The sequence below is a fragment of the Actinomadura montaniterrae genome, from assembly GCF_008923365.1.
GTDB lineage: Bacteria > Actinomycetota > Actinomycetes > Streptosporangiales > Streptosporangiaceae > Spirillospora > Spirillospora montaniterrae.
Genome location: NZ_WBMR01000101.1, coordinates 19870 through 32322, shown reverse-complemented (window position 1 = coordinate 32322; position 12453 = coordinate 19870). Strand labels below are relative to the sequence as shown.

14 protein-coding genes are annotated in these 12453 nt (G+C 72.0%); 7 read left to right on the top strand and 7 right to left on the bottom strand.

Going from position 1 to position 12453, the window contains the following annotated elements:
• On the top strand, positions 1–411 hold a 411-nt coding region (locus tag F9B16_RS28880; protein ID WP_151543362.1), incomplete at its 5' end, for an integrase core domain-containing protein.
• 10 nt (positions 412–421) lie between these two features.
• Here F9B16_RS28880 and F9B16_RS28875 read toward each other — a convergent pair.
• A complete protein-coding gene (locus tag F9B16_RS28875) occupies positions 422–1333 on the bottom strand; it encodes a LysR family transcriptional regulator (RefSeq protein ID WP_151543361.1) in 912 nt (303 codons plus the stop codon).
• Positions 1334–1533: 200 nt separating this feature from the next.
• Between F9B16_RS28875 and F9B16_RS28870 the strand changes: the two genes are divergently transcribed.
• Positions 1534–2430, top strand: coding sequence for an SDR family oxidoreductase (locus F9B16_RS28870; protein WP_151543360.1), 897 nt, complete (start codon positions 1534–1536; stop codon positions 2428–2430).
• A gap of 61 nt (positions 2431–2491) precedes the next feature.
• On the opposite strand, the gene F9B16_RS28865 is transcribed toward F9B16_RS28870, so the two are convergent.
• Both F9B16_RS28865 and F9B16_RS28860 read right to left on the bottom strand, forming a co-directional pair.
• Positions 2492–3298, bottom strand: coding sequence for an LOG family protein (locus F9B16_RS28865; RefSeq protein ID WP_192809048.1), 807 nt, complete (start codon positions 3296–3298; stop codon positions 2492–2494).
• 29 nt (positions 3299–3327) lie between these two features.
• On the bottom strand, positions 3328–4773 hold the full coding sequence (locus tag F9B16_RS28860; protein ID WP_151543359.1) for an MFS transporter: 1446 nt from the start codon (positions 4771–4773) through the stop codon (positions 3328–3330).
• A 100-nt stretch (positions 4774–4873) separates the two neighbouring features.
• Between F9B16_RS28860 and F9B16_RS28855 the strand changes: the two genes are divergently transcribed.
• Positions 4874–5446 carry a TetR/AcrR family transcriptional regulator gene (locus F9B16_RS28855; protein ID WP_151543358.1) on the top strand — a complete coding sequence of 191 codons (573 nt, stop codon included), beginning with the start codon at positions 4874–4876 and terminating at the stop codon, positions 5444–5446.
• Between the two features lie 65 nt (positions 5447–5511).
• Here F9B16_RS28855 and dapE read toward each other — a convergent pair whose 3' ends face one another.
• Positions 5512–6579: a succinyl-diaminopimelate desuccinylase gene (gene dapE / locus F9B16_RS28850; RefSeq protein ID WP_151543357.1), complete on the bottom strand. Its 1068-nt coding sequence runs from the start codon at positions 6577–6579 to the stop codon at positions 5512–5514.
• A gap of 40 nt (positions 6580–6619) precedes the next feature.
• On the opposite strand from dapE, the gene F9B16_RS28845 reads away from it, so the two are divergent.
• A complete protein-coding gene (locus F9B16_RS28845) occupies positions 6620–7306 on the top strand; it encodes a 4'-phosphopantetheinyl transferase family protein (protein WP_151543366.1) in 687 nt (228 codons plus the stop codon).
• Between the two features lie 9 nt (positions 7307–7315).
• Here the strand turns inward: F9B16_RS28845 and F9B16_RS28840 are convergent, their stop codons facing one another.
• The 3 genes from F9B16_RS28840 to F9B16_RS28830 all read right to left on the bottom strand — a co-directional run bounded on the left by F9B16_RS28840 (position 7316) and on the right by F9B16_RS28830 (position 10568).
• Positions 7316–8179, bottom strand: coding sequence for a helix-turn-helix domain-containing protein (locus F9B16_RS28840; protein ID WP_151543365.1), 864 nt, complete (start codon positions 8177–8179; stop codon positions 7316–7318).
• A 765-nt stretch (positions 8180–8944) separates the two neighbouring features.
• Positions 8945–9172, bottom strand: a complete 228-nt coding sequence (locus tag F9B16_RS28835; protein WP_151543356.1) for a hypothetical protein — start codon at positions 9170–9172, stop codon at positions 8945–8947.
• Between the two features lie 559 nt (positions 9173–9731).
• Positions 9732–10568, bottom strand: a complete 837-nt coding sequence (locus F9B16_RS28830) for a 2,3,4,5-tetrahydropyridine-2,6-dicarboxylate N-succinyltransferase (RefSeq protein ID WP_151543355.1) — start codon at positions 10566–10568, stop codon at positions 9732–9734.
• A gap of 44 nt (positions 10569–10612) precedes the next feature.
• Here F9B16_RS28830 and F9B16_RS28825 point away from each other — a divergent pair, with 44 nt between their 5' ends.
• From F9B16_RS28825 to F9B16_RS28815, 3 genes are all read left to right on the top strand, one after another.
• Positions 10613–11527, top strand: coding sequence for a hypothetical protein (locus F9B16_RS28825; protein WP_225992022.1), 915 nt, complete (start codon positions 10613–10615; stop codon positions 11525–11527).
• 275 nt (positions 11528–11802) lie between these two features.
• On the top strand, positions 11803–12117 hold the full coding sequence (locus F9B16_RS28820) for a WXG100 family type VII secretion target (RefSeq protein ID WP_192808790.1): 315 nt from the start codon (positions 11803–11805) through the stop codon (positions 12115–12117).
• 32 nt (positions 12118–12149) lie between these two features.
• Positions 12150–12446, top strand: a complete 297-nt coding sequence (locus tag F9B16_RS28815) for a WXG100 family type VII secretion target (RefSeq protein WP_151543353.1) — start codon at positions 12150–12152, stop codon at positions 12444–12446.
• Positions 12447–12453 lie beyond the last annotated feature (7 nt).

Sequence of the window (12453 nt, the reverse complement as noted above, 5' to 3'; positions counted from 1 at the left end):
GACCACACCCGACTCGCCTACGCCGAGATCCACCCCGACGAGAAAGGCCCCACCGCGGCCGGCTTCCTGCACCGCGCCGCCGACTTCTTCGCCGCCCACGGCATCACCCGCATCGAGCGGGTACTGACCGACAACGCCTGGTGCTACCGCCACAGCCGCGACTTCGCCGCCGCCCTAGCCGACCTGCACGCCCGCCACAAACTCATCCGCCCGCACTGCCCCTGGCAAAACGGCAAGGTCGAACGCTTCAACCGCACCCTGGCCACCGAATGGGCCTACCAGCAAGTCTTCACCACCAACACCCAACGCACCCACCGCCTGACACCCTGGCTGAACTACTACAACACCCAACGCCCACACACCGCACTCGACGGCCACCCACCCACCAGCCGCCTGTCACCAACGTCATGACCGAGTACAGCTAGCCGGCCGCCTCGGGAGGGCCGGTCAGGCGGGCCTCGGCGCACTTGCGGAAGGCGGCGACCAGGCCCGAGCGGTCGCCGGCGCGGGTCGCCAGCACGACATGGCTCGGATCGACCCCCTCCAGGGGGACCATGACGAGGTCGGGCCGCAGCCGGTGGCCGCCGGTGCCCGCGGCGATCGCGACGGCCTGCCCGGCGGCGACGAACTCGAACTTGTCCTCGAGGTCGTCCAGGAGGGGGCCGTCCGGCACCGGACGCCCGCCGGGCCGCGGTTCGAGCCGCCAGAAGGCGCTCCAGGCCGGGTCGGCGCCGGGGACCCGCGGCAGCGGCTCGTCGGCGATGTCGTCGACCGTCACCGACTCCCGGCCGGCCAGGCGGTGGTCGGCGGACACGAGGAGGGCGCGGGGCTCGTCGTACAGGATCGTCACGCGCAGCCGGCCGGTCGGGAACGGCAGCCGGGTCACGACGGCGTCCACGCGGTGGTCGAGCAGGGCCCGCCGCGGTTCCTTCCAGTCGAGGTGCACGACCCGCACGTCCGCGTCCGGGTGCAGGCGCCGCAGCTCCTGCACCGCCGGGGTGACGATGAGGCCGCTGGTGTACCCGATCGTGACGCGGCTGGGCCGGGCGGCGGCGCGGGTGCGGGCGACCGCCTTGGCGGACGAGCGCAGCAGGGCCTTGGCCGGCGGAAGGAACACCTCCCCGGCCTCGGTCAGGCGGGTGCCCTGCGGCGTGCGGTCGAACAGCCGGGCGCCCATCTGCCGTTCGAGCTGCCGGATCTGCCGGCTGAGCAACGGCTGGGTGATGTGCAGGGCCTCGGCGGCGCGGCCGAAGTGCCGGTGGTCGGCGACGGCGGTGAAGTACCGCACGAGCCGCAGGTCGAGGTCCACCGGAGGCTGCGGCGAATCGGACATACGGTCAGCGTATCCGTCCGGATCGGCGGCGAGTCGGTTGATCAGGCTCCTGACGTGCGGTGATGCCTGATTCGTATCGCGCTGTACGGAACAGGCTTTGGAGGTGGGGCGACTGCGGCGCGCAGGGTGGGGATACCGGCCTTGCACCGTCCCGGTGCCTCTGTCGGGCCGGTCCCATCGTTGCGTTCAAGGAGCAGACCATGCGCGTTTTCGTCACGGGCGCGACCGGATTCATCGGGAGCGCCGTCGTCCGCGAGCTGATGGACGCGGGTCACGAGGTGACCGGGCTCGCCCGCTCGGACGCGTCCGCGGCCGCGCTGGAGGCCGCCGGCGCCGGCGTGCACCGCGGCGACCTCGACGACCCCGACGGCCTGGCCCGCGCGGCCGCCGCGGCCGACGGGGTCGTCCACACCGCGTTCCACCACGACTTCTCCGACTTCGCGTCCGCCGTCGCGATCGAGCGGCGCGTGATCGCGGCGATCGGCGACGCCCTCGCCGGATCCGGCAAGCCGTTCGTCATGACGTCGGGGACCGGCGGGCTGACCCCGGGCCGCGTCGCGACGGAGGAGAGCACGCCCGATCCCGACTCGTTCGCGGCCGTCCGGCACGCGGCGGAGCGGGACGCGCTGGCGCTCGCCGCGCGCGACGTGCGGGTCTCGGCGCTGCGGCTGCCGTCGTCGGTGCACGGCAGGGGCGACCGCGGGTTCGTCTCGTGGTTGATCGCGGCCGCCCGGGACAAGGGCGTTTCCGCCTACCCGGGCGACGGCTCGAACCGGTGGGCCGCGGTGCACCGCCTCGACGCCGCCCGCCTGTACCGGCTGGCCCTGGAGTCCGCGCAGGCCGGAACGGTCCTGCACGGCGTCGGCGAGGAGGGCGTCCCGGTCCGGGACATCGCCGGGGCCATCGGCCGCGGGCTGGGGCTGCCCGTCACGTCGCTGCCGCCGGAGGACGCCGTCGGGCACTTCGGCTTCGTCGGCGGCGTCTTCTCGCTGGACATCCCCGCCTCCAGCGACCTGACCCGCAAGCGGCTGGACTGGCACCCCGTCGAGCAGGGCCTCATCGCGGACCTCGAAGAAGGCCACTACTTCGGCGCGTAGCACCGGTGCCCGGCCGGGTCCCGCGGCGGCGGGGGGCGGGAACCGGCCGGAGGCCGCGGCGTCAGGTGCCGTCGATGCCCCTCTCGCCGGCGGCCTGGACGGCGGCCTGCTCCTGGAGGCGTCGCTCGGCCTCGAGGTGCGCGTCCACGATCGTCTTGATGACCTCGTCCGGGTCGTCGGTGAGGTGGATCAGGTCCAGGTCCTCGGGGGAGATCTTCCCGGACGGCAGCATCGTCTTGCGGACCCACTCGATCAGCCCGCCCCAGAACTCGGTGCCGACCAGCACGATCGGGAACCGGGTGATCTTCTTGGTCTGGACGAGGGTGATCGCCTCGAACAGCTCGTCCAGCGTGCCGAACCCGCCGGGCAGCACCACGAACGCCTGCGAGTACTTCACGAACATCGTCTTGCGGACGAAGAAGTAGCGGAACTCCAGCCCGATGTCGAGGTGGTCGTTCAGCTTCTGCTCGAACGGCAGCTCGATGCCGAGGCCGACCGACAGGCCGCCGTTCTCGTCGCAGCCCTTGTTGGCCGCCTCCATGATCCCCGGGCCGCCGCCGGTGATCACCGCGTAGCCGGCGTCGTGCAGCCGGGCGCCGATGTCCACGGCCATCTCGTACTCCTCCGACCCCGGCTTGGTGCGGGCGCTGCCGAAGACGCTGACCGCCTTCGGCAGCTCCGCCAGCAGCCCGAAGCCCTCGACGAACTCCGCCTGGATCCGCAGCACCCGCCACGGGTCGGCGTGTACCCAGTCGACCGGGCCGCGGCTGTCCAGCAGCCGCTGGTCGGTGGTGGTCTGCGGGACGGCGCGTCCGCGCAGCATGGCCGGCCCCTGCCGGCGCGTCCGGGGATTCACTTCGCGTGTCATGGGGCCAAGGTAGTGCGGCGCGCCGACCGTCAGCCGCCGATTTCGGATCGGCTCGGCGGCGGCGCGGTTACGGGCGGCGCCTCGGAACCCGCGGCCGGGCGGCCCGGGACGAGCAGCAGCGCGGCCAGCGCCCCGGCGAGCGCGATCCCGGCGCCGGCGAGCATGCCCGCCTGGAACCCGTCGGTGAGCGCGGCCGCGGGGACCCGCGCGGACGAGTGCTCGCTCGCGGCCGTGGACACCGCCACCACCACGGCCAGCCCGAGCGCGCCGCCGACCTGCTGCGTCGTGTTGATCAGCCCGGACGCGAGCCCGGACTCGCCCGCCGTGGCGCCCGCGGTCGCCGCGATGGTGACCGACACGAACACCAGCCCGCCGCCGAGGCCCATCACGACCGCCGGGCCGAGGACGTCCGCCGCGTAGTGGCCGGTGGCGGACATCCCGGCGAACCACGCCAGCCCGGCGGCCACCGCGGCGAGCCCGCCGGCCAGCGGGCCGCGCGCGCCGAACCGGGTGATCAGCCGGGACCCGGCGCCGGCGCCGGACGCCATGGTGACCGCGACGGGCAGCTGCCCGAGCCCCGCCCGGATCGGCCCGTAGCCCTTGACCTGCTGCAGGTAGAGCGTCATCACGTAGAACATCGGGAAGATCGCCATCGTGGCGAGGACGGCCGCGAGGTTGCCGCCGCGCAGCGACCGTCCGCGGAAGATCCCGAGCGGGACGAGCGGGTGCCGCACCCGCGCCTCGACCAGGGTGAACGCGGCGAGCAGCACGGCGGCGCCGGCGCCGCGCAGGTAGGTCGCCGCGGAGTCCCAGCCGGCGTTGTTGGCGTCGACGAGCGTGTAGACCAGCAGCGCGAGCCCGCCGGTGACCGCGGCGGCGCCGAGCAGGTCGAAGCCGCGCACCTGCTGGTCGCGGGCCTCGGGCAGCAGGACGGGCGCGAGCGCGATCGCGGCGGCGCCGATCGGCACGTTGACGAACAGCACCGCCTCCCAGCCGAGCCCGTCGGTGAGCAGCCCGCCGAGGATCGCGCCGGCCGCGCCGCCGGCGCCCGCGACCGCGCCGAACAGGCCGAGCGCCCGGTTGCGCTCCGGGCCGTCGGTGAACAGCGTCATGATCAGCGAGAGTGCGGCGGGCGCGACCAGCGCGGCGCCGAGGCCCTGCACGGCCCGCGCGCCGACGAGGGCGCCCGCCGTGGGGGCGAGCCCGCCGGCCAGCGAGGCGGCGGTGAACAGCGCGAGCCCGGCGACGAACATCCGGCGCCGTCCGGCGAGGTCGGCGACCCGGCCGCCGAACAGCAGGAACCCGCCGAACGCCAGCGTGTAGGCGTTGCCGACCCAGGACAGGTCGGCCTGGTCGAAGTGCAGGTCGCGGCCGATGGACGGCAGCGCGACGTTGACGATCGAGGCGTCCAGCACCAGCACGAACTGGACGGTGACGAGCAGGGCGAGGGCGAGCCCCCGCTGCCGGGCGGCCATGCGCGGCTCCTAGATGGAAGTCGAATTCCGGTTCCGGTTGCAGGCCCTGGACGATACGGAAGCTCGATTCCGTTTGTCAATCCGTGGTTGACTGGAGGGGATGACCACCGCCCCGTCAAGTCCCCGGCCGCTCCGGGCCGACGCGCGCCGCAACCGGCGCCGCGTCCTGGAGGCCGCGCGCGCCGCCTTCGAGGAGGCCGGCAACGAGGCCCAGATGGAGGACATCGCGAAGCGGGCCGGGGTCGGCGTCGGAACGATCTACCGCCATTTCCCGACAAAACAGGCGCTCATCGACGAGCTGACCGCCGAGTGGATGGCCGACGGGGCCGCCAAGGCGGCCGACGCCCTGGCGGAGCCCGACCCGTGGGACGGGGTCGTCCTGTTCGTGCGCCGCAGCGCCGACATCATGGTCCGCAACCGGGGGCTGCGCGAGGTCTTCGGCGACGTCGGGCAGCTCTTCGAGGAGGACGCGCCCGTCCAGAACCACGACCTGCAGGTCAAGGTGGCCGCACTGCTCGCCCGCGCGCACACGGCCGGGGTCCTGCGCGCCGACGTCGGCGTCAACGAGTTCCGGGCCCTGATGTGCGGCCTGGCCATGGCCATCACCAACACCCCGCCCGGCGCGCACCAGCTCTACGCCGACGTCATCCTCAAGGGGCTGAAGGCACCCTGACCCAGGCGGTCAACGGCGTAGGCGGTCAACGGCGTAGGCGGTCAACGACCTAGGCGGTCAACGACCTAGGCGGTCAACCAGGCGCGCATGCGGCTCTCGCAGTCCGCGATCAGCGGCATCTCGACGTACTCGTCCTTGGTGTGGGCAAGGGTCGGCTCGCCGGGGCCGTAGTTGACCGCCGGGACGCCCAGCTCGGAGAAGCGCGCCACGTCCGTCCAGCCGAGCTTGGCGCGGACCTCGGTGCCACCGGACGCGACGGACGACACGAACGCGGCGGCGGCCGGATGGGTGAGCCCGGGACGGGCGGCGGACGCGGCGTCGGTCACCTTGACGTCGAAGCCGTCGAACACCTCGCGCAGGTACGCCTCCGCTTCGGCGAGGGACTTGTCGGGCGCGAACCGGTAGTTGACGGTGACGACGCATTCGTCCGGGATGACGTTTCCGGCGACGCCGCCGTGGATGAACACTGCGTTGAGGCCCTCGTGGTACTCCAGGGCGTCCACCACGGGACGGGTGGGCTCGTACGCGCGCAGGACGTCGAGGATCCGCCCGGCGGTGTGGATGGCGTTGGACCCCATCCAGGCGCGCGCGCTGTGCGCCCTCTCCCCCTTCGCCGTCACCTCAATGCGCATGGTCCCCTGGCAGCCGCCCTCGATGTGCGCGCCCGTCGGCTCCATCAGGACCGCGAAGTCGCCGGCGAGCAGCTCGGGACGGGTCGCGGCGAGCCGCCGCAGCCCGTTGCGCTCCGCCTCGATCTCCTCGCACTCGTAGAACACGAAGGTGATGTCGCGGGTGGGCTCGGTCACGGTCGCGGCCAGGCGCAGCGCGACCGCGACACCGCTCTTCATGTCGGTCGTCCCGCAGCCGTAGAGCCGGTCGCCCTCCATGCGGGACGGCAGGTTGCCGTTCAGCGGGACGGTGTCGAGGTGCCCGGCCAGCACGACCCGCTCGGCGCGGCCGAGGCCGGTGCGGGCGATCACGTTGTTCCCGTCGCGCTCCACCGCGAGGTGCGGAAGCGCGCGCAGCGCCTCCTCGACGGCGTCCGCGAGCGGCCCTTCCGCACCGCTCACCGACTCGATGTCGACGATCGCCGCCGTCAGGTCCGCCACGTCCGAGAACAGATCAAGCCGCATGGACAGCAAGCGTACGCGGCCTATGATCGCGGACGTGGAGATGCCTGTGCTCGAGTGCGCCGTCCACTGGGCGGTCCCGGCGGACGAACCGCATATGCGCGACCTTCTGGACGCGGGTGAGCGCGACCGCTACGAGCGGTTCCTGCGCGCCGAGGACAAGGCCCGGTTCGTCACCGGACGGTTCCTGGCCCGCACCGTCCTGTCGGAGGCGACCGGCCTCGCGCCGGGCGGCATCCGGTTCACCACCGACTGCCCGCACTGCGGCGGCGCGCACGGCAAGCCCCGCCTCCCCGGCTCCGGCCTGGACTTCTCGCTGTCGCATTCCGGGGACCGCGTCGTCCTCGTCCTGTCCGACGGCCCGGAGGTCGGCGTGGACGTCGAGCGGGAGAGCGACCGCGACGTCGACCGGCTCGGCACGATGGTCCTCAGCGCCCCGGAGCGGGACGTCCTCGCGGAAATGCCCCCGGACCAGCGCAAACGCGCTTTCCACTCGTACTGGTGCCGCAAGGAGGCGCTGCTCAAGGCCACCGGCCACGGCCTGGCGGCCTCGATGACGGCCATCCACGTCTCCGGCCCGGACGAGCCCGCCGCGGTGCTGTCCTGGGACGACGACAAGGCCGTCTCCCCCGTCCGCCTCGCCGACCTCACCCCGGGCCCCGGCTACGCCGCGTCCGTCGCGGTCCTCACCGACCGCCCCCTCAAGATCACCGAAACGCCGATCGGCTAGCGGCGCTGGTCAGACCCCGTCCAGCAGCTCCAGCAGCAACCGCCGCGTCGTCCTGGGGTGGAGGGCTTTGATGCTGAGTTCGTTCATCACGCGCACATACGTGTCGACGTCAGTCGGCTTGTCCAGGTACAGCGCGCTGGTCAGCTGCTCCAGGTAGACGATGTCGGACAGGTCCGGCTCGGCGAACCGCAAGATGGTGAACGGGCCGCCGGCCGCCGCGTGCCCGCCCGCCCCGAACGGCACGATCTGCAGCGTGACGTTCGGCAGCTCCGACATCGCGATGAGGTGCTCGACCTGGCGGCGCATGACGTCGTAGCCGCCCACCGGGCGGCGCACCACCGCCTCGTCCAGCACCGCCCACAGCGTCGGTGCGCCCGGGGAGGCGAACCGACGCTGCCGCGTCGTGCGGAGCTGCACGCGCCGCTCGACCTCCTCATCGGAGGCGTCGGAGTAGCCGAGCCGCACCACCGCTTCCGCGTAGTCCTCGGTCTGCAACAGGCCCGGCACGAACTGCACCTCATAGGTCCGCAGCAGCGACGCGGCCTCCTCCAGCCCGAGATAGACCTCGAACCAGCTCGGCAGCACATCGCCATACCGATGCCACCAGGCCGGCGCGTTGGCCTTCTTGACCAGCTCCAGCAACGACGCCCGCTCCGCCGGATCACTCACCCCGTACAGCGTGAGCAGGTCCGAGACGTCACGCTCCTTGAACCCGACGCGTCCCAGCTCCATCCGGCTGATCTTGGAGTGCGAACCGCGGATCTCGTAGCCCGCCCGGTCGGTGGAGATGCCGCGCTCCTCCCGCAGCCGCCGCAACTGGGCGCCGAGCAGGATGCGCAGGACCGTGGGACCGCCGCGCCGCGAGTAGTCGATCGGTCCGCCGGCCTGATCGCCCTCGGCCGGCCCGCCTTCTGCCGGCGGAGCCTGCTCCACCGGCAGAAGGCGGTCGCAGGCGGTCTCCCACGCCCGGAGGTCCGAGGCGGTCCCGCCGCACAGCTCCACCACCCGCAGGACGTCCTGGAGCCGGGGAGGCCGGGAGCCCTGCAGGAAGTCGGCCACGGTCGTCCGCGCCAGAACCGGGGCCGTGCCATGGCCCGGCTCGTCGCGGGACCGCTCGACGAGCATGCGCAGGCTCAGCCCCGCCCTGGCACGCAGCCCGTCGAGCATCCCCATCAGTTCGGGCAGCGTGCCGGCGCGGGCGGGGTCCACCGCGACGTCCTCGGAAGCGGAACCGTGGTCCTGGTCCTGGTCCTGGTCCTGGTCCGGCTCCGGCGACGGCTGCGGCGGTGACCGCTCCCCGCCCTTGCCGTGCCGCGAGTCACGCGAAGGGCCGATGGCTTCGGCGGTCTCGCGCCACAGCCGCTCCCAGACGGCCAGGTCTCCGCCGCACGCCCGCACATAGGCGCGGGTGATCTCCCAGCTGGGCATGCGGCGCCCGGAAGCGGCCTCGGCCAGCGTGGTGTAGCCGTAGTACGACCGGGCGGCCATGGCGCGGTAGGTCGGCGTTCCCGCCTCGGCGCGCAGGCGGCGCAGCCTGACCGCGAACGCCGCGACCGGGTTCTCGGTCGGGTCGAGGGGATTCTCTTGTCTCGGCATGGAGGCACCCTTGCGAGGGGCGCCGCCGGTGGCGTCTGCGGGTCAGAGCTCACCGGCGGCGCGAGCGGACAGGTGCGCGTGCCGCGTGCGGCTCCGCCGGCGGACGACCAGTTCGGTCAGCACCGAACCGGCGTAGGCCGCGACGAAGACCGCCCCGTACGGATCGACCCCCTTGAGGACGAGGACGACGATCACTACGAGCAGCAGGATCCGGATGAGCGCGTGCCGCCGGTGCGCGCCCTGCAAGGCGCTCTGGTGCGGAGGGTTCACCGATGAACCTCTTTCGATTCACTCGTTCGATGGCTCGGGCGGGTCATGGATCTCGACGGGCGGGGCCGGGCCGCGCGGTTGCCGCCGCGGAGGGTCCGTCCGGTTCCCGTCTCAAGATTCATCGTGGCGGACGGCGCTGCGGCTCGGAAGCATTCGGGGCATTTGCGTTGTTCGGAGTCTGCCGGGCCCGGCGACTACCCGATCTCCCGCGTCCGCGTCAAGCTCTGGTTGTTCGAGGATTCGCCCGAGCTAACGAGCAGATGTACTTGCACCGGGTGAACAAATATCGGGAACAACGAAACCGAACGACGGCGGCACATATCCGCAGGTCAGGCGGCATGACGAGAGAGCCAGCCCGCGACCGGGCGGTTTCCGCGCCGGAGGGGCTTGCCGGACGACGCCCGCACGGACTTACCTTGGGCATGTCGTCCATGACGCCGGGGACCGCTCGCGGATCCCGGCCGGACGGCCCGATCGATGCATCCGTCTGATGGCTCGGGCGGGGACGATTGGCACGGGGCCTCCTGTTGCCGCAGGAGGCCCCACACGCACCGCCGCGTCAGGTGTTGATGCCGTGGTCGCGCAGGATGTCGTTCAGCGACGCCTTGTCATGCCGCTGCCCCGGGTCGAGGCGCTTCAGGATCAGCACCGCCGGGAGACCGAACGTCCCGCCCTTGAACTCCTTGTAGCGGGTGCCGCCGACCGCGACGCACCAGTCCGGGATGCGGCCCCGGCTGATCTCCTCGCCCGTCTCGACGTCGATGACCGGCATGGACGCCGACAGGTTCGTCCCGGAGCCGACGACGGCGCCCTTCCCGACCCGCGCCCCCTCCACGATCATCGAGCGGCTGCCGATCATCGCCTCGTCCTCCACCACGACGGGCTTGGCGTTCGGCGGCTCCAGCACGCCCCCGATCCCGACACCGCCCGAAAGGTGGACGTTCTTCCCGATCTGCGCGCACGACCCGACGGTCGCCCACGTGTCGACCATCGTCCCGGAGTCGACGTACGCGCCGAAGTTGGTGAACGACGGCATCAGCACCACGCCCGGCGCCAGGTAGGCGCCCCAGCGGGCGATCGCGCCCGGCACCACCCGCACCCCGTCGAACCGGGTCTTCAGCGGGATCCGGTCGTGGTACTGGAAGTCGCCGACCTGCGAACGCACCATCCCGAGGACCTTGAAGCTCAGCAGGATCGACCGCTTCGCGCGCTCGTCCACGACCACCTCGTCGGTGGCCGGATCGATCCGGGCGACCCGCGCCTCCCCCGCGTCGAGCTGGTCGACGGCGGCGACGATCGCCGCCCGCGCGTCGGCGTCGTCCGGCCCGAGCTCGGCGCGCCGCTCCCACAGCTCGTCGATGACCTGGGAAATCGGGCTGGTGAACGTTTCCGTCATGGTCCTTGAGCTTACTGGTGGCCGGTTCCCGGTACCTTCTTCGCGTGGCTGTTTGGTCGAGGTTGAGGACGCGCCCCGAACAGGGTTCGGGCGGCGGCGGGCGCCGCCGGCGGCGCTGGCCGTTCGTCGTGGCGGCCCTCGTCCTCGTGCTGGGGGTGGGCGGCTACATCGCGTTCGACCGGGCGCGCCCCTACCTGCACGGGTCGGGCTGCGAGGTCGCCGTGGGGACGTCGAAGATGCCGCTGGACCTCGACCAGGCCGCGAACGCCTCGACGATCTCGGCGGTCGCGTTCCGCAAGCAGCTCCCCGAACGCGCCGCCGTGATCGCCTACGCGACGGCGATCCAGGAGTCGCACATCCGCAACCTGCCGAGCGGCGACCGCGACTCCGTCGGCATGTTCCAGCAGCGCCCCTCGCAGGGCTGGGGCAGCCCCGCGAAGCTGCGCGACCCCGTCCAGTCCACGAGCAAGTTCTTCGACGCCCTGGTCAAGGTCAAGGACTACCTCGACCGCGACGTGCACGACGCCGCCCAGCGCGTCCAGCACAGCGCCGACGGCCGCGCCTACGCCCAGCACGAACCGGACGGCAAGCTCCTCGCCCAGGTCTTCACCGGCCGCCAGCCCGCCGGGGCCCGCTGCTGGTACCCGCCGGACAAGCAGACCGAGTCCCGCCGCCCCGACGCGATCCGCGAGATGCGCCGCGCCTTCGGCCCGCGCCTCCAGGTGGACGGCCCGGGCCCGCTCACCGCGGGCGCCCCGTCCCGTCCGGACTCCTGGAACGGCGTCAAGGTGACCAACGCCCGCGGCGGCTGGGCCGTCGCCGCCTGGGCCGTCACGCACGCCCAGGTCTACGGCCTCAAGGAGGTCCGCTACGCGGGCCGCCACTGGCAGTCCAACGCCGGCCACGACGGCTGGACGACCGACAAGAACGCCCCCACCGACCACGTCATCATCCACTGACGACAACGGCCGCCACAAACCGTTCAATTCTGACCACAATTGGACGGAACCGATCAGCCTCTTGACCCCTTTGCCTGATCAGCCCCACACGTCTCGCCGACCATAGTTATCCACAGGTGACATACCTGATGGACAGGCGGAATCACCGGTCTCTACGCTTCATCTTGCTCGTTGTCACGGGGCGTGTAGCCGTATCGGACAGATGGGGATTTCCACCGGTACGCACGAGCATCACCCCCGTGACGCCCGTACCACCGAGGCGAAGGAGAACGGCGATGAGCAACCGGTCATCGGTGAACCGCCAGCACATGCAGCAGGCGGCCGGCAACGTCCAGGACGCCCACGGCCAGATCGGCCAGATCAAGAACCAGCTCAACACCCACCACGCCGAACTGCAGGCCGCCTGGAAGGGCGAGTCCTCGACCGCGTTCACCCAGGTCTACAACCTGTTCGAGACCGAGTTCGCCAAGGTCCTCAAAGACCTGGACCTCATCCACGACAAACTCGTGCACACCAAGGCCAAGTACCAGACCGCCGAACAGAACAAGACCGCCCGCGTCAACACCCTCAAAGGCCTGGTCAACGGCTGAAGACCCCCTCACACGACACCGGAGGACCCGCGATGAGCACCGACTACACCTACGTCGACTTCGGCGGCATGCAGAACGCCCAGGCCAACTTCACCAGCGCCCTCAAGAGCTACCAGGCCGTCCTGGACACCCTCGACAGCCAGGTCCGCGCCCACCTGGCCGAATGGGACGGCGACGCCCGCAACGCCTACGAACAGAAGTCCCGCGAATGGAAACTCGCCGCCCAGCGCATGGCCACCGCCGTCTCCGGGATGAGCAAGGTCATCGGCGAATCCCACGACATCCACCTCGGCGCCGAACGCCAGAACACCGCCATGTGGAGCTCCTGACCCCCAA